Source organism: Legionella yabuuchiae, assembly GCF_900640115.1.
GTDB lineage: Bacteria > Pseudomonadota > Gammaproteobacteria > Legionellales > Legionellaceae > Legionella_A > Legionella_A yabuuchiae.
Genome location: NZ_CAAAIW010000001.1, coordinates 38813 through 56476, shown reverse-complemented (window position 1 = coordinate 56476; position 17664 = coordinate 38813). Strand labels below are relative to the sequence as shown.

Sequence of the window (17664 nt, the reverse complement as noted above, 5' to 3'; positions counted from 1 at the left end):
CTTTGCTCTTATTGTTTCGACAGATCCTCAAGCCCACCTTGAGCCAAGTCAACGAGCAACAAGGCGCTTAAGCAAGATCGTTCAACTAAACTGTCTAAGAGGATATATTCATCTGAGCTATGTATATTTCCACCTCGAACACCTAACGTATCCATGACAGGCAGTCCATGCGAAGCTAAGTTATTACCATCACAGCAGCCACCACTGTCCTTCCAGTCTATGGACAATCCTAGATCGGAGCCAATGTTTTGAATGCGCTTAAATAATCGTTCCGTTGCGGGATTAATGCGTTTGACTGGACGACCAAAATCACCCTCTAACGTTAAACTATAATCCTTATGCTGATGTTTTTGAATGATGCTATTTATTTTCTGGCGAATTAAGTCCTCATCATCAGGATGAGTAATTCGAACATCCAATTTGGCTACAGCTTTGTCAGGAACTATGTTTAAAGCATCACCACCAGAAATTTTGCCAATGTTAATCGTAAAGTTTTCTTTCGATTCATTTAATGCATGAATATCCAACAACATTTCAGCCAGATAACAAATAGCATTTCGTCCTTCATAAAAGGAACGTCCTGCATGAGCGGCTTTACCTGTTGCGATTAAGGTGAGCTTCCCGCTACCTTTGCGGTTTTTAGCCAGTGTTCCTGATTCAGTCATGGCTGGTTCATAGACTAATGCGGCTTGATAATCTTTGGATAACTCCTCAAGATAAGCGGCTGATGCAGGTGAGCCAATTTCTTCATCGGCGTTAATAAATACATCCCATCCAAGATCAGTCGCGAAGGGGGTTTTTTCAAATCCGCTCAATGCGTGCAAAATGACAATCAATCCGCCTTTCATATCACTTACACCAGGGCCATTCACACGATTATCATCTATATAAGTAAGGGATTGAAAGGGGTGATCTACTCCATAAACTGTATCCATATGGCCACACAACAGAACCCTACGTTTTTTCTCAGGTCTTTTGCGAATGAGTAACCCTTTGCCGCATGGCTTATAGATTCGTTCCCCTGCCATTGTAATTAAAGGAATTTCTGGAAAAACTTTCGATTCAATTTCATCTGCTAACGGTGTAAAGGCGGACATCAGTGTCTGATGCATTTCTTTTAAACCATTGAGATTTTCTGTTCCGGAATTAATGTGGCAAAATTGATGGAGTTGATGGATCATTGTTTTATGATTAGCTTGTGTTGTGCCAATTAAGTCCTGCAATGATTTCAACATGCGCAAACTCCCTGTTAAACGCTAAGACATTAGCGGAAAATGAATCTATTCGCAAGCGGGTTTTAAAATTGTCATTGAGTTATACACAGGCAAAAACCTACACTTACTTGTGCTATCTCATCTGCGCCTGCAAGTTTTAATTGTCCTGTTTTATAATTAAAAAATCCAACTTTAAGCCGAATCAATAAAAAACAACCAGCATTGCTTAATCTTTGCTCCTGCCTAGGTTATAATGGGCATTATTCAATCACACTGCATTAGATTAACCAAATAAAAGAGCGAGTTTATGCCGATTTTGAACTCTGATAAATGCCACACACAGCAACCGAAGCGCTTAGCCATCACGGTGCCAACAAATCTCCCACATGATTGGCTCACCGACTTTTATGCGCTTTTGAGCGTGCAATTGAAACTCAATGATGAGACGAAGCAAAAAGTCTTCGATCACCAAACAAATACAGTGATTCTGTTAACAGAACAAGGGTGGTTTTTTAAAGAATTAGACCGACACGTAGGGGCGCAATCAACGTACTCTTTAAAACCTCAGCTACTGGAGTCCTTAAGCACGCTGTACGTTCTCTTTACGCATCCTAAAACAACCGATGAACAAAAGAATATGATTGCTTTAGGAATTAAAGAGGATGTGGAACAGTGCTCACCTGGGTTCACTAGTCGAGTGAATTACATCATTAGTCGCTTCAACATGCCACAAAACATGGATGAAGTAATTGCCCAGGTACGCTTTAAGCTTGTGGATAGAATAGCGAGCATTATTGCAGCAAAGAGTCCTCAAGGCATTCATGTGCACAACCGGGTGATTGAAGTTGCCAGAAACGCAGGGTTTATCGTTTGGTCTATTAATACTGGCGATGTTTATTCACACGTGGGAAGCCGCGACCTTTCTGATGGTGACATTATTGCCCGACTAAACGCTGGTTTTGCCAATCACTTTCAGTTATTCGCTCTAGTGAATACACTGCGTGATGAACTAGAAGGCTTGATTGTACCACATGGATACCAAGGAAAACGTGACGTTGAAAATGACTATAAAGAAGAGGCGTATTCAAAATTTTTTGAATGCCTCAACCTCTTTATTCCCATCCCAATGCAAGAATTATTAGACTTAGATGAAGAGTTTGGCTGCGTCACCGATATTAATTGGCAGCATGTCAAACATCATCTGTTGCAAAAATTAAGAGCTGAAGGTTATGTCACGCTTCATGAAGGAGAGGCTGCTTTATTAGATGGCCTGTTGCTCGATGAAAGTAGATTATTGGACTCAAAAACCTTGAGCACGCTAATTCCCCATGGTTATGAATTAGTCCAGTGTTTGGAGTTTTTCAGTGAATGGAGCATGGAACAAAAAGTGGGCTTGGTGAGCGCTTATCTCGATAATAAATCGCCCAATGCTCAAAAAGAGGTATTAGCGATTCTTCATAATGAAGCGCCTCAATTAACGGCTCAACTGAAAAAAGAACCGAATTTGCAAACCATCTATTTTACTATTGCCATTATTGAGAAGGATGCGGCTGCGGTGAGAGCATATGTAGAAGCGGGCGAAGACATTAATGAAGCACTGTGGTTCTTGTTTAGCCAAGCGCATAAAAGCGATACCCTCTACTGGTTGCATGAGCATCCGCATCTTTTGGAAACGATGACGGTGTCAGGCATGAATACCGTCATTGAACAGGGCAAATACGTTGGCAAGACGGTTGCAGAAACGTTAGTGAGTACTAAGAAAGGGCGTCAGCTGTTATTGGAAAATAGCCCATTACAAACTCTGCTCGCTCAGACCACGATAGTCAATAGACTTTCTGATGTTTTGCAGCAGGCAGAAACTGAAAGAAGGACCGTGAGCAGGCATGAAGGATTCTTCAAGAAATCGTCTCCCTTGGCGACTCAATTAGTGCAATCAATTGTTTATGGGGACTTTACAAAGTCAGAAGCAATACTTCAAGCCAATCCCTCCTTAGTGGAGACACTAGTCACCGAAAAAGTCACGGTCATGGATTATTCAAGACGTAAGGTCAAACAAAAGACTGCTTTTCAGGCCTCTCTTTGCGCCATGGATAATGAACTCTGTGCGATGTTGGCCCATTACATGCCAGAGGAGGAAATGGTTCGCCAGTATCAAGAAATTTTTCCAGAAGGGCATGAAACGTATTCTCAAGAACAAACCTCGTTTGACTTCAGTTCAATCGTGCAGGCAATTACTCAAAGCAGTGATGCGGATGTACAAATGGCACTCAGCCTTGTGTTGCCTAACGATACAGTACTCTGGCGCGAGCTTGAGCAATTTAGGTCAAATTTCACTCAGCGCTCATCCCAAGAGGCGGTGTTTAACCCACAACATCTTCTCAAGGCATTTAGCCTTCGTGATAGCCAACTTGATAATTGGAGCTGGTACCAAGACGATTTATTTCGGCGGCAGATCATAGGTTTTATACAGCGGTTCCTGCCTGCCAATATCGCGATGGATTTTGCTCAGGGGCTTTTCGGTCGGGTAATATTGAAGGAAGACTCCTGGCGCAGTTTTAATTTTAGAAATGTCCGTGGCGCAATTTTCCCTCTGTCATTTGATTCTTTTTCTGGGCTTGGTTACACACATTCCGCCGACGGTGCGGTGTTTGCCGGCGCGGTTCAGTGGGCGGGGGAGCGGCGCGCTTTTTCCAAACTTATGTCGAGCAAAAACCGCGGTCTTGGGAGAGTTATGCAGCCAGAGACTGCTAGTTGCTGTCTAATTCTATAATGTAGTGTGAAAGAGCATCTTGAGCGATCAAAGCCGGTGCGTCCTGCCAACACGTATGAATGAATTCTTCCACTAAAAGCCTAAAGTAAGAAACTTCTGTAATTTTGAAAAATTGATTTTAACCAGATTACAGGTTTACCTTATTTCTATAAAAATTACTCAATAAAACTGATGTTTCCATCTCTTTCCAAATAGGCTTTTTTAATCTTTTTAATGTCTAAGATCTTATTTTTTCGGGCTTCTTCTAATAAATCATTTTCAGTCATTTTGCTTGCTTTCATTTGATCCCATTTTAAATCGCCGTTTTCTACTAATAGTTGGGCCTCTCCTTTCAAAATAAACCCTAACCAATCAGAATAATAAGAAATCCAAGCAAAAAATTTTTGAAGCATAATTAATGTTGGAATTAGGTCTGCCGTGCCCTTGATCGTCCAGTTCAGCAAGGAGCCAATTAATATTATAATCACGAAATCAAATGGTCTTTTAAGTCGAATTGTTGCTTTTGCTATTCTTAGCAGAAAAATTGCATATAAAAATATTAATATGCCCATTCCTGCCATCTTTATTGAATCATTAATAACATCCATGTTTCTCTACCTCTTTGATTTTTGTATTATCTAGAGTTGCTTTATCCAAGATGCATTCAAAATGCTATATTTAAGGCTTGAAGAGAAGATACCTTGTTTTTCTATCAGGTTCATACGTAGCTTGTAAGCTTTAAACTTCATCGACTGACGAGATGGTTATGGGATTGCTGAGAATTGCGGGTTATAATGTATTCCATTTAAAAGGAAAGACAAAATGAATGAGCTCTTGCAGTCTGCTCATCCAGAATGGCGTGATCTGCTTAAGGCAGGATTTAAACAAATGGATCATGATTACCTGGAGAGGTTATGGCATCATGAAGACTGGCTCCCAGGAAAAAAGCAATTATTAAACGCATTTAGTTTGCCGTTATCTTCTACTGAGTACCTTTTATTTGGTGAATCTCCTTATCCAAGAGAACAATCAGCGAATGGATATGCCTTTTGGGATGACTCAGTTGGAACGCTCTGGAGTGAGACGGGGTTTAGCAAAGCGGTTAATCGCGCTACTTCTTTACGAAATTTTCTTAAAATGTTATTGCACGCAAGAGGGGATTTACAATTAGATTTTTCGCAAGAAGCCATTGCTAACTTAGACCATTCAAAATACGTACAAACGGCTCCAGATTTCTTTGGGAGCTTGATTGATAAAGGGTTTTTGTTATTGAATGCTACTTTGGTTTACAGTGAAGGTAAAGTGAATTACCATGCACAGAAATGGCAGCCTTTCATGCATTTTCTTCTAACCCAACTAGCGGAGCTAAAACCTTCTGTAAAATTAATTATGTTTGGTCGAATAGCCAAGCAGTTGCCCGAGATGCAATTATTTTCTCATATCATTGCTGAGCACCCCTATAACTTAAGCTTCATTACTAATGAAGACGTAATTGAGTTTTTTAAGCCTTTAGAATTGTTGGTGAAAGATGACAAAAGAAACAACCATTGATGCGCAAGAAGTAGCAAAGTTCTCACATCTGGCTAGAGAATGGTGGAATCCTGAAGGACCACTTAAAACGTTACATGATATTAATCCCGCACGCATTGAGTTTATGCAACGATACGTCGACTTCTCCAATCAATCGGTACTTGACGTTGGTTGTGGTGGGGGAATATTGTCTGAACGCATGGCTTTACTTGGTGCTAACGTTACGGGCATTGACGCAGAGAAAGAGGCGATCAACATTGCTTTGATGCACGCACAGGAGCAAGGTTTAGAGATAAACTATCTTTGCGAGCCAGTTGAGAAGCTTGAGTCTGAAGGTTTTGATATAATCACCTGCATGGAAATGCTTGAGCATGTCGCTGATCCAGTCTTGGTAATTGAGCATTGTGCAAGAGTGTTAAAGCCTGGCGGTATTCTTTTTTTATCAACCATTAACCGAACAATAGCCGCTTATGGCGGTGCCGTGCTAATGGCCGAGTATGTTTTAAAATTATTACCTCGGCAGACTCATGATTACAGTAAGTTTATTAAACCTAGTGAACTAGCCGCGTGGGCTCGTGAGCAAGGCATGGATGTCATTGGCCTGTCTGGCTTAGGATATAACCCCATCAACCGAAACTCTTTCTTGCAAGAATCCGTTCAAATTAATTATTTAATGGCATGCAAAAAAATCTAGGGACTATGCCTTATCCTTACTTCGCAATTGAATTAATTGGTTTTTTCTTTTTCTCTGCAAAACGCTGATTATACCGCTGTTTAGCGTATTTGGCTTGCTCTTCAGTAACCACATCCACCTCATTACCGTAGAGATCTACCCTAGCAGTATTTGATGTTTGGCAATTTAAATAAGCAGGCGAACCGCTGTAATAATTTAAAGCTTCACGTAGTGCTTTTTTGCTGAATGGAGGGCTATCGAGCCGATCATAAAAATCAACGATATCTTCAAAAATTCCTAACTTTAGAGGTTTTATTTGGTTGGCTTTTTTAAAAAAAGCACCTGGAAAATGTTCAATTAGCCAGTCAATGATTTTTAGCTTATCTTTTTTAAAAGGTGAAAGTGTTTGGTTCATGGTTAAAATTGCCATAGCTTCTTTTTAAAAATTAATTTATCATAAGATTATTAGTTTTAAAAATATAGTCCTAACCCAGCTTTCTTCTTTAAAACTCTTTTATCCTATCTCTTTGAACGCATCTAAATTGTTCTTCGTATTGACTTCTTTGGTAAGAAAAAATCTTATTTTTCTGTAAGAAATATCTTACTTTTAATTAGGAAAACCGTCTATTAAATAAAAGAACTTCGCCAAGAAATACATAACTAAATGAAAAATAATAAATTTTATTTTTGCATTTCTAAGGGCATTTCATTAAACATTTTATCATCCTGTGTTGCATATGGACATATTTGTTGCTACATTTATCAAAGACTTCATGGAAAGAGGTCATCAAAAACGGATTTTGGTCAGAAGGATCTGATCATCAAGGATGATGTTTCAAGACGAAAGTCTTGATTGGAAGACTGTAAAAGCCAGGGCTTGCCCTGGCTTTTTTTATGCCACTGCGTAACCAGAGTGTGAAAGATAATGTTTGTCTGGATAGTAGGCGAATACAACCGAGCCGCCTTTTAAAGTATTGATGATGGGTTTTGCCAGCGATTTTGCGACCGATGGACATCCCCAGCTGCGGCCGGCACGCCCAGCTTGCTTAATGAAAGAGGGCTCTACATACCATGCTCCATGGATGACTACTCTGCGGTTATAAGCATTATCGTTAAATCCTTTTTCAAGCCCTTGTAAATTCAATGATAAACCCTTAGAACCGAAGTAAGTATCGCGGGTCACATAAGTACCAAGACTGGTTTCTTTACTGGAAGACCTATTTGAAAAATGTTTAGGAACATCGAGTCCAGAATTTTTTCCATGGGCTACGTGGGTATTATATAAAAGACGTTCCCGTTTTAAATCAAATATCCACATGCGTTGTTTCGAAGAAGGTAGGGAATAGTCAATGACGGTAAGAACAGGTTTTTTTACGGCGCCTTTCGCAGAGGCTTTATGATAAGCGGCCAAGGCAATTTTCAGAACATTTTTATTCAGATTGGGTGCTTTTAGACTTAAATGATTAACTTCTTTGTTGATATCAAAAGCAGCTGGCTTAGCAAAAATCGCCGCGCTTGACGTCAGATTGCTAGAAAACATAACTAGCGAAATTAGCGTTAAAATCGTATTCATACTGCTCCATATTGTTATCTTGGTCAAGGTAACACAGGCTGATAAAGCATCTTCCCGTAGTCGCGGCGAACTGTAAAAAAACTCCTAAGCTACACCGCAAAAAATGTCGATTATATAGACAATGCAGGCAATTGTAAAGCCAAAAGGGGATTGAGCAACCATGTAGAAAACATATTGATCAGAAAATAATTGAAATTAATCAATAGATTGGGTTGCATTTTAGAGTGAGTTATGATGGCATGAAAAATGCAAGAGTATTAATCCAAATAGAGCCTCATCCCTAACTAAAATTGTCTCCGTACATGACAGATTTTTGCCATGTAAGGATTATAATTATACAGAAGTCTTTTGATCATACTTTTTTGATGATATACAACAAAAAAGTATAAATTTAGTTTCGTTTGTTAAAAAATTAGATTATCCTTCACCCCGTCAATTTTATACTCTGGAGGCAACATGCTTGATAAGCAATCTCTTCATCAGCCAGAAGGCTTACGCGCAGCGATTAATGATGCGTACCGAGAAGATGAATATAGTATTGTTTCAAGGCTGATAGATCGAGCTGAACTGGATGAAAAGACTTTATTTTCTATAAAGCAAGAGGCTAAAAAACTTGTTGAGCAAGTGCGCTCTGAAAGAAAAAAAAGTATGGGGATAGATTCATTTTTATCGGAATATGCACTCTCTAGTGATGAGGGAATCGCGCTTATGTGTTTGGCGGAAGCTTTATTGCGCGTACCGGATAACGATACAATCGATGACTTAATTAAAGACAAATTAGCTAGCGCCAATTGGAAGGCTCACCGCGGTCAAAGTGAATCTTTCTTTGTGAACGCTACTACCTGGGCGTTAATGCTGACTGGTAAAGTTCTTTCTCCTGAGAAGGCGGATTCTGTTCTAACAAAAGCACTCATGAAGCTTATTAATCGTAGTAGCGAAGCGGTTGTTCGTAAGGCAGTCGATAAAGCTATGCGAATTATGAGTAAGCAATTCGTCATGGGTCAAACCATTCAAGAAGCACTCACTCGCGCTAAGAAAAAAGAGGCTATTGGCTATCGATATTCCTATGATATGCTGGGAGAGGCGGCATTAACTAAAACTGATGCTAGGCGCTACCTTGAAGCCTATACCAACGCTATTGAGGCAATTGGTGAAGAAGCAAAAGGGAAGGGATCAGTATATTCTAATCCTGGAATTTCTATTAAACTCTCAGCCTTACATCCAAGATATCAAGAAGCTCAATACAAACGCGTTCTAGAAGAATTACCTCCTAGATTGCTCTCCTTAGCTAAACTTGCCAAAAAATATAACATTGCTTTAACGGTAGATGCAGAAGAGTCGGAGCGATTGGATATTTCTCTGGATGTGATTGAACGTGTCGTTAAAGATCCGGCTTTAGATGGATGGGAAGGATTCGGAATGGCTGTTCAATCCTATCAAAAAAGAGCGTTCTATCTTTTAGACTGGATCGCTCAATTAGCTCGTGAACATAAACGTCGCATTATGGTACGTCTGATTAAAGGGGCTTATTGGGATAGTGAAATTAAAAAAACGCAAATGCAAGGGTTAGATGAATATCCTGTTTTTACGCGGAAAGCATTTACAGATACCTCTTTTCAAGCTTGTGCACGAAAACTATTGACCGTGACGGATGTTATTTATCCGCAATTTGCTACCCATAACGCATATTCAGTGGCTCTGATTCTTGGCCTGGTTGGGGACTATCGTGATTTTGAATTTCAATGTTTACACGGTATGGGTAATGAACTGTATGATCAAATCGTTCCCTCAAACCGCCTAGGCATTCCTTGCCGCATATATGCTCCAGTTGGTACGCACGAAGATTTACTTCCTTATCTTGTGCGGCGATTACTGGAAAACGGGGCAAATTCTTCGTTTGTGAATCGAATTGTTGATGATAAAGCGCCTATTAGCCTGTTGGTTGAAGACCCAGTTGTTAAGTCAAAAGCGCTTCTGGATAAAATTAATCAAAATATTCCACTGCCGAAAGATATTTTTCTACCGATCCGGGCTAACTCAATGGGTATTGACTTTTCCAATCGGGAAGCGCAAGCCTGTTTGCAAAAGGAACTGAATGATTGGAGTGAACATGAATGGCATAGTACAGCCCTTATAAAAGACAAGACATTCGATGCAAATCTCGGCCGTGCATCCTTTTCTCCGCAAAATCCTGATCAAGCAATAGGAATGGTTCTTGATGCAACGGAAGAAGATACTGATTGGGCTGTTGCTAGGGGTGTCGAATCTTTTCAAAACTGGAGTAACATCCCTGTTGCAGAGCGTGCAGCCATTATCCGCCGGTTCGCTGATTTGCTGCAAAAAAATATGTCCCGCTTTTTGGCCATTGCATCGTTAGAAGCAGGTAAATCACTCTATGATGGGGTTGCAGAAGTACGTGAAGCAATTGATTTTTGTCGTTACTATGCCACTAAGGCTGAACAGTTAATGTCAAGTCCTCTTGAACTTCATGGATATACTGGCGAACGTAATGAATTATCACTTCATCCCAGAGGGGTTGTGTTATGCATCAGTCCATGGAACTTCCCACTCGCTATTTTTACAGGACAAGCTGTTGCTGCTCTTGTTACGGGTAATTGTGTCATTGCAAAACCCGCGGAACAAACGCCTATAATCGCCTATCTGGCCGTTGAATTAATGTATAAGGCAGGTGTTCCAAAGGGTGTGATTCAACTTCTGCCTGGGAAAGGAGAAACCATTGGTGCAAAATTAGTTCAAGATAAGCGCATCAAAGGTGTCATTTTTACGGGCTCAACACAAACCGCAGCATTAATTAATAAAACACTGGCAACCCGGGGCGGTGAAATCATTCCTCTCATTGCAGAAACCGGGGGTCAAAATGCCATGATTGTCGATTCTTCAGCATTACTGGAACAAGTCGTTGCAGATGTGATTACCTCAGCGTTTGGCTCAGCGGGTCAACGTTGTTCAGCACTAAGAGTGTTATATGTTCAAGATGAGGTATATCCCCGATTAAAAGAACTGCTTAAAGGAGCCATGGCTGAGCTTGAAATTGGTGATCCTGCTTTATTAAAAACAGATATTGGACCGGTCATTGATCAAGAAGCTCTGAATAATTTAAAAGCCCATGTAGAGAAAATGGTTCAAACTTATGAAACTATTTATCAATGTTCAACTTCAATAGAGTCTAAAGGTTATTATTTATCGCCTATCGCTTTAGAGATTGATCATATAAATGCTTTAGAAAAAGAAGTGTTTGGTCCAGTGCTTCATGTGATTCGTTTTAAACGAAATAATCTTGATGAGGTGATTCAGCAAATCAATAGCACAGGATATGGATTAACGCTTGGAATTCATAGCCGAATCAACCAAACGGCTGAGTATATTCGGGAGCGGGTGCATGTTGGAAACTGTTATGTGAATCGTAATATGATTGGGGCCGTAGTAGGGTTACAGCCATTTGGCGGAGAAGGATTATCGGGTACTGGTCCGAAAGCTGGCGGTCCATTTTATCTGCCTCGGTTATGCCACGAAAGAACCTATACCGTTGATACAACCGCTGCGGGAGGTAATGCAACGCTTATGTCTATTCCTGAGGAGTAGGGGCATAACGATCATTAGGACTGGCTCAGTATGCGTCAGTCCTAATGTTTCTTAACCAAAAACCAAGGCAACACCACAAAAATAAATAAGCCCCCAAGCAGAAAACCTTCAAAGAACCAACGGTTACCTACATCAATCTGAGTTGGTGGTGCGAATCCAATGAGTATTGCGGTAACGCAACAGAGTATCCCAATACCTGCAATGAGCCACATCATAATATTACCACCTGGGATTCGAAAGGCGCCGACCTGATAGGGTTTGTTATAACGTAGCCTAATGGCTGCGGCAAACATAAATAGATACACGATCAAAGCCATTTGAGCGCATAAATCGCTCAATATCCAATATGCTGCATTGATGGACTCTACTAAGATAAAAACAGTGCTAAGCACCATGAAAATCAATCCTTGAATGATTAAAATAGGAAATGGAGCTCCGTATCGATTCACTTTGGAAAACACCGCAGGGAGACATCCGTCACGTGCAGAAACCAATAACCCCTTCGTTGGCCCGATGATCCAGGCGGCTACGCCGCTTAAGCTTCCAATGATGATGAATGTCGCCGTCAAATAGGTCATCCATGGCATATGGTAGGCGTTAAAAAAGATGGCATAAGCATCAATAAACCCAGAAACCACGCTCAATTGAGTCCCAGGAATCACAATGACGATGGCTAATGATCCTAAAACCAACGTCAATAAAATGATTATGGTTGAATAAAACAGAGCGCGTGGATAGTCTCTTTGGGGGTTTTTGACTTCTTCGGCGTGAACTGCTGACATTTCGATGCCTAACAAGCCAAACAATACTGCTGAGAAAAGCGATAAATTTCCAATAGCCGAAAAATCAGGTAACCAGGACATTTCGGGGCTAATTGCGAGCGGTTTACCTTGATAAATCCATAGTCCGCCTAAAACAATAATCCCAATCATAGGGATCAACGTTCCTAAAATGGCGCCAATGATACTCACTAATCCAGAAACCTTCATTCCAAAGCAATTTAATAGCGTAAAAATCCAAAATAAAGAATATATAGTAAGCAATAAAAAAAGCTTATGCTGAGCTAACTGCGGGGCAAATAAATAAGCAATGGTTGCTGCAATAAATGCAAGTATGGTTGGATACCACACAACATTGTATATCCATTGTAACCAAATAGTAATAAAACCGGCTCGTCTCCCAAACGCTTCACGAACCCAAATGTAAATGCCCCCGGTTTCGGGAAAAGCGGTGGCGAGTTCTGCTGAGACTAAGGCTACTGGCACAAAAAAAGCGATCGCAGCTAGAGAATAGTAAAAGACAAGCGATAGCCCCAATGATGCGGTTAACGGCAATGTGCGCAGACTATCAACGGCAATTACGTTAATCATAACCAATGTGAAAACACTTAATACTCGCTTAGATTGGCGTCGCACGTAAAATCCTTAAAACAATTTGAGATAAATGATTTAAAATTGGAATAATGGTGTGTTTTTATAGCGCAGTCAATGAATTTCTTTTTCAATATGGGCAAGGTTAACTTCTCGTTCTTTGATTGCTTTCAGGTCATGGCCGGTAAATTCTAAACCTTCTATAAAATTACTTAACTCATGGGCTTGATTAATAAGCGCTGTTCTGAGTGGAGTTCGATTTAATAATTTAGCGACATTGATAATCATATCATAAATAGCAAGTATAATCGTCACATCGTCTTTAGCAGCCTGCCGTAATCGACTTAAAGCAGAATCAATGATTCCCTCATAGGTAAATGGCTTATACGTAACTAATGTTTTTTTATCCTCTACAATAGCGTTGTATTCTAAATCTTCATGTTTATCAAGATAAAGTAATAATTTTCCAATTGAAAAAGCACAATCTCTCGCTGTGTACGGGTCGTTAATGCCAGGAGAAAGCGCCCGAACGGCAATTTCAGAAATTTGATCAAAGCCATATTCGATGTCTTGGCTAATGACTCGTCTATCAAGCACATTGATCGTAGACTTCAAGTATGAAATTTGTGTTTCAATATTTTTATTTTTCCCCTTAATATAAATCCACATTAAAGCATTTCGATCGTATACATAATCGCCTGGCTTATAACAAACATGGATACGTAAGTCGTTTTCTTGAGCTATTTGTTTTATTTTTTCGTAATCAACACCGTGAATGTATCCGTTGTGAACACTGCAAACAACCTGATCGGTTTTCATCGTTTTTGATATTTTTCGCTTCTTTCTATCCTCATTGGCTGGCTTACTGTGGTTCAGGGTGATTGCTTTCTCAGTTTGATCCACCACTAGCTTTAATAAACCATCAATACGAATGGATTTAATCACATAATTAATAAAAATGACTAAAATAAAAAGACAGGTTAAGGTCAAAATAAACGCATAAACAGTTTGCACCCCTCGGATTGTATCGCTGGTTGGATAATAGATTGCGTACAAGCAGAAAATAAACGTGCCTAAAAATAACCCTAGGGTAAATTGTGCAATCTTAGAATGAAGAAAATTAGGCAGTAATCGTGGTCCATATTGAGTCGCGACACTGGATAAAATCAACATGCTAATTGAGAAGGTAACACCAACTAAAGTCATGAGAGAACTGGCCATAATCATGAGGATGGTTTGTTGACGTCCTTGGGAAATGGATACACCTTCTCCAAAAATGAGATTATTGTATTCTAGGCTTAAAGATACCCCAACAACATTCATAATAAAGCAGATGACCACAGGCAAAAACCAGGGCTTCTCCAATAGTAGCGAGATTCTTTGTTGTTTTGCTCGGGTCAACATGGCCATTGACTGTCCTTTGTCATCAAAGATCAAATAACTTTTCAAGTACTTATAGTATTAAAATAGCAGGTATTTCACAAAAATGATGTCTTGATGAAGCATAAGCACACATTGCTTCATCAAGAACTTCAGGGAGTCTTATGCCATTAAATTGCGTAAAACATACTGCAAGATACCGCCATTCCGGTAGTATTCAAGTTCGTTCGCAGTATCAATGCGACATAAAACCTCAACTTGCTCTTCTGTACCGTCTTGACGCGTAATGGTTACCGGCAAAATGGACGCTGGTTTTAAATCATCGCCCACTTGGATACTAATTCGCTCACTTCCATCTAAGTCGAGTGTTTTACGGGTAGTCCCTGGCATAAATTGCAGCGGTAAAACCCCCATTCCAATTAAGTTGGAACGATGAATGCGCTCAAAGCTTTCAGTAATAACCGCTTTGACTCCCAGCAGATTGGTTCCTTTGGCAGCCCAATCACGAGATGATCCAGTTCCATATTCTTTTCCAGCAATGACCACAAGAGGCTGATTGGTCTCTTGGTACTTCATGGCTGCATCAAATATCGGCATAATTTCACCTGAAGGAATGTGCTTGGTAAAGCCGCCTTCGATATCGGGAGTCATTTCATTGCGAATACGAATATTAGCAAAGGTTCCTCGCATCATGACTTCGTGATTACCACGCCGTGAACCATAGGAGTTAAAGTCTTTTTCACCAACCCCTTTGGATTTTAAATACAAACCTGCGGGTGAATTGGCTTTAATGGCGCCAGCTGGCGAAATGTGATCCGTCGTGATTGAGTCTCCTAACAAAGCAAGAATGTGGGCTTCGTTGACGGGGTTAATTGGCTCGGGTTTATTTGTGAGATTTTCGAAAAAAGGTGGGTGTTGAATGTAGGTGGAATTGTCATCCCACGCGTAAGTTTTGTCTGAGCCAACTTTAATCGCTTGCCATAGTTCATCGCCTTCAAAGACCTCGGCGTATTCTTTTTTGAACATGCTGCCGCTTACTTTAGAGACTTTTACAGCCACTTCCGCGTTCGAAGGCCAAATATCTTTTAGATAAACATCGTTGCCATCTTTGTCTTTGCCAAGAGGTTCTTTGCTAAGATCAAGTGTCGTTGAACCGGCTAAAGCATAAGCAACAACCAAAGGAGGGGAAGCGAGCCAGTTTGCACGAACTTGTGGATGAACGCGACCCTCGAAATTTCGGTTTCCAGATAAGACCGAACTCACAACTAAATCATATTTTGAAATAGCCTGAGAGACGGGATCAGGAAGAGGACCTGAATTACCAATGCAGGTTGTACAACCGTAGCCTACTAGATTAAATCCAAGTTCATCAAGGTAAGTTTGTAGCCCTGCAAGGTTTAAATAATCCGTGACTACTTTTGAGCCAGGAGCAAGTGAAGATTTCACCCACGGTTTACGTTGCAATCCTTTCTCAACTGCTTTTTTTGCTAATAACCCTGCAGCCATGAGCACACTTGGGTTTGAGGTATTGGTGCAGCTGGTGATCGCAGCGATCACCACGTCACCGTGTTGAAGCGCATAAGATTCGTTATCAACCGCAAACTCACTGTTTTTTTCTTCTTCTTTCCCAGATTGCTTTAGAAATGCATCAAACTCTTCAGGTAATGTTGTTAAATTAACTTTATCTTGGGGGCGCTTGGGGCCAGCAAGAGAGGGTTCAACTGTACTTAAATCCAGCGACAGCGTATCGGTAAAGACTGGTTCCTCGCTGCCTTTTTCATACCATAATCCTTGTTCTTTACAATAGGCTTCAACTAATGCAATCGTATGTTCGTCACGACCGGTTAAACGTAAATAGCGTACTGTTTCTTTATCGACTGGGAAAAAGCCACATGTAGCGCCATACTCTGGTGCCATATTTGAAATGGTTGCTCGATCGGCCAAGGGTAAATCAGCAAGGCCAGGACCATAAAACTCGACGAATTTACCCACCACGCCTTTTTTACGAAGCATCTGAGTAACGGTTAATACTAAATCAGTTGCAGTAATGCCTTCTCGTAATTTACCGGTTAATTTAAAGCCTATGACCTCAGGGATAAGCATGGAAACGGGTTGACCAAGCATAGCCGCTTCGGCTTCGATACCCCCAACTCCCCAGCCTAGAACACCTAATCCATTAATCATCGTAGTATGCGAATCCGTTCCAACTAGGGTATCTGGATAAGCATAGGTTATGCCATCAACTTCAGTGTTCCAAACCGTTTTACCTAGGTATTCAAGGTTGACCTGATGGCAGATTCCTGTGCCCGGCGGAACCACTTGAAAGTTTGCAAAGGCTTTTTGACCCCAACGTAAGAACTCATAGCGCTCCTTATTGCGCTCGATTTCAATTGCAGTATTGATTTGCATGGCATCTTCGGTCGCAAAGCGATCGACCATAATTGAGTGGTCAATGACTAGATCAACGGGAGAAAGGGGAGATATTTTTTCGGCTTTGCCTCCCATTTGTTCAATTGCTGTTCGCATGGCTGCCAAATCTACAACAGCGGGCACTCCAGTAAAATCTTGCATCAAAACACGCGCAGGGCGATAAGCAATTTCATGCTGTGATGTTTTTTTATCTAACCAGTCAGCAACGGCTTTGATATCTTCTATTTTAACCGTAGTGCCGTCTTCAAAACGTAATAAGTTTTCGAACAGCACTTTTAAGGAGTAGGGCAGTCGGCTAATGCCTTTAAAGTGATTTTGTTCGGCTTCTTTTAAACTAAAGTAATGGTAAGTCTTACCATCCACATTCATCTGGCGCTTAGTAGACAGATTGTCTTGCCCTGGTTTCATATATCAACTCCTGAAATCTAAAAGTCGCAATCATAGCCCAAATTTAAAATCACGCCAACTTAGCATACGCGTTGCTCAGCAATTTCTGTTTAGAGCTCCTTGTCCAAGCAATCTCTATCGGTAAGTTCTTTCCAACATCTTCAGCACTCTTAACTTGCTCGCTATGAGCTTAATTCCTTTTATTATACCTGTGATCGTTCAAAATGCGTGATTTACGCTATCTCTTTTTAGCCCTGCCGCATTTTGAACGATCACGGGTATAGGTTAAATTTAGTGACATTCATGGGCGCATTTTAAAGTTCTACCCAGCCGATCAACAAAGCAGCTTCGATAACAGTTTGAACTGATCTTGTACCAATCGGTCCAATAGTGGAAATCAATGTCATGGGCTGGTGTATGATGTATATGAAGATGATTTGGCACGTAGTGGTAATGGTGAGGAGAATAAATAATATGAGACGGATGATGCAAATAGTAAGGATTGTAAGTATGCTCAGGGTATAGATGTTCAGCGTAATGGGCGACAGCGATCGTTGTAAATACAGTACTTATTAAAAACACAGACATCGCCAAAAAAATAATCAATCTATTGTTCGTAGTCCTTGTGCGAGTGTTCATGATGAAATCCATTTTTTAATCACCTTTCTTTTAGTATAGCAAAGGCGCAAGATCAGATCTTATTGCGACCAATTTGAATAATTCATTGCCATAAATTATAATAAAAGTACTCGCTC

11 protein-coding genes are annotated in these 17664 nt (G+C 40.5%); 4 read left to right on the top strand and 7 right to left on the bottom strand.

All coding sequences use genetic code 11. The annotated features are described in order from the left end of the window. Positions 1 to 8: 8 nt before the first annotated feature. Positions 9 to 1235, bottom strand: a complete 1227-nt coding sequence (locus E1O47_RS00225) for a hydrolase (RefSeq protein WP_133129262.1) — start codon at positions 1233 to 1235, stop codon at positions 9 to 11. A gap of 286 nt (positions 1236 to 1521) precedes the next feature. On the opposite strand from E1O47_RS00225, the gene E1O47_RS00220 reads away from it, so the two are divergent. Then, positions 1522 to 3984, top strand: a complete 2463-nt coding sequence (locus E1O47_RS00220; protein WP_133129261.1) for a hypothetical protein — start codon at positions 1522 to 1524, stop codon at positions 3982 to 3984. A gap of 155 nt (positions 3985 to 4139) precedes the next feature. Here E1O47_RS00220 and E1O47_RS00215 read toward each other — a convergent pair whose 3' ends face one another. Continuing rightward, on the bottom strand, positions 4140 to 4571 hold the full coding sequence (locus tag E1O47_RS00215) for a YetF domain-containing protein (RefSeq protein WP_133129260.1): 432 nt from the start codon (positions 4569 to 4571) through the stop codon (positions 4140 to 4142). Positions 4572 to 4785: 214 nt separating this feature from the next. On the opposite strand from E1O47_RS00215, the gene E1O47_RS00210 reads away from it, so the two are divergent. Together E1O47_RS00210 and ubiG are read left to right on the top strand one after the other, a co-directional pair. Continuing rightward, on the top strand, positions 4786 to 5514 hold the full coding sequence (locus tag E1O47_RS00210; protein WP_133129259.1) for a uracil-DNA glycosylase family protein: 729 nt from the start codon (positions 4786 to 4788) through the stop codon (positions 5512 to 5514). Further along, positions 5492 to 6187, top strand: a complete 696-nt coding sequence (gene ubiG, locus E1O47_RS00205; protein ID WP_133129258.1) for a bifunctional 2-polyprenyl-6-hydroxyphenol methylase/3-demethylubiquinol 3-O-methyltransferase UbiG — start codon at positions 5492 to 5494, stop codon at positions 6185 to 6187. Before E1O47_RS00210 ends, ubiG begins: the two co-directional genes overlap by 23 nt. A gap of 16 nt (positions 6188 to 6203) precedes the next feature. Here ubiG and E1O47_RS00200 read toward each other — a convergent pair whose 3' ends face one another. Beyond that, complete coding sequence (locus E1O47_RS00200; protein WP_133129257.1) at positions 6204 to 6581, bottom strand: ProQ/FINO family protein; 378 nt, start codon at positions 6579 to 6581, stop codon at positions 6204 to 6206. 477 nt (positions 6582 to 7058) lie between these two features. Next, positions 7059 to 7739, bottom strand: coding sequence for a murein L,D-transpeptidase catalytic domain family protein (locus E1O47_RS00195; RefSeq protein WP_133129256.1), 681 nt, complete (start codon positions 7737 to 7739; stop codon positions 7059 to 7061). A gap of 456 nt (positions 7740 to 8195) precedes the next feature. Here E1O47_RS00195 and putA point away from each other — a divergent pair, with 456 nt between their 5' ends. Further along, positions 8196 to 11342: a bifunctional proline dehydrogenase/L-glutamate gamma-semialdehyde dehydrogenase PutA gene (putA, locus tag E1O47_RS00190; RefSeq protein ID WP_133129255.1), complete on the top strand. Its 3147-nt coding sequence runs from the start codon at positions 8196 to 8198 to the stop codon at positions 11340 to 11342. 41 nt (positions 11343 to 11383) lie between these two features. Here putA and E1O47_RS00185 read toward each other — a convergent pair whose 3' ends face one another. The 3 genes from E1O47_RS00185 to acnA all read right to left on the bottom strand — a co-directional run bounded on the left by E1O47_RS00185 (position 11384) and on the right by acnA (position 16930). Further along, positions 11384 to 12757 carry an APC family permease gene (locus E1O47_RS00185; protein WP_341272516.1) on the bottom strand — a complete coding sequence of 458 codons (1374 nt, stop codon included), beginning with the start codon at positions 12755 to 12757 and terminating at the stop codon, positions 11384 to 11386. 69 nt (positions 12758 to 12826) lie between these two features. Beyond that, complete coding sequence (locus E1O47_RS00180; RefSeq protein WP_133129254.1) at positions 12827 to 14122, bottom strand: DUF2254 domain-containing protein; 1296 nt, start codon at positions 14120 to 14122, stop codon at positions 12827 to 12829. Between the two features lie 132 nt (positions 14123 to 14254). Further along, positions 14255 to 16930: an aconitate hydratase AcnA gene (gene acnA / locus E1O47_RS00175; RefSeq protein WP_133129253.1), complete on the bottom strand. Its 2676-nt coding sequence runs from the start codon at positions 16928 to 16930 to the stop codon at positions 14255 to 14257. Between the last annotated feature and the right edge of the window lie 734 nt (positions 16931 to 17664).

Coding starts and splice junctions, on each gene's coding strand:
- E1O47_RS00225 (WP_133129262.1), bottom strand. CDS start 1,235: ATGTTGAAATCATTGCAGGACTTAATTGGCACAACACAAGCTAATCAT.
- E1O47_RS00220 (WP_133129261.1), top strand. CDS start 1,522: ATGCCGATTTTGAACTCTGATAAATGCCACACACAGCAACCGAAGCGC.
- E1O47_RS00215 (WP_133129260.1), bottom strand. CDS start 4,571: ATGGATGTTATTAATGATTCAATAAAGATGGCAGGAATGGGCATATTA.
- E1O47_RS00210 (WP_133129259.1), top strand. CDS start 4,786: ATGAATGAGCTCTTGCAGTCTGCTCATCCAGAATGGCGTGATCTGCTT.
- ubiG (WP_133129258.1), top strand. CDS start 5,492: ATGACAAAAGAAACAACCATTGATGCGCAAGAAGTAGCAAAGTTCTCA.
- E1O47_RS00200 (WP_133129257.1), bottom strand. CDS start 6,581: ATGAACCAAACACTTTCACCTTTTAAAAAAGATAAGCTAAAAATCATT.
- E1O47_RS00195 (WP_133129256.1), bottom strand. CDS start 7,739: ATGAATACGATTTTAACGCTAATTTCGCTAGTTATGTTTTCTAGCAAT.
- putA (WP_133129255.1), top strand. CDS start 8,196: ATGCTTGATAAGCAATCTCTTCATCAGCCAGAAGGCTTACGCGCAGCG.
- E1O47_RS00180 (WP_133129254.1), bottom strand. CDS start 14,122: ATGGCCATGTTGACCCGAGCAAAACAACAAAGAATCTCGCTACTATTG.
- acnA (WP_133129253.1), bottom strand. CDS start 16,930: ATGAAACCAGGGCAAGACAATCTGTCTACTAAGCGCCAGATGAATGTG.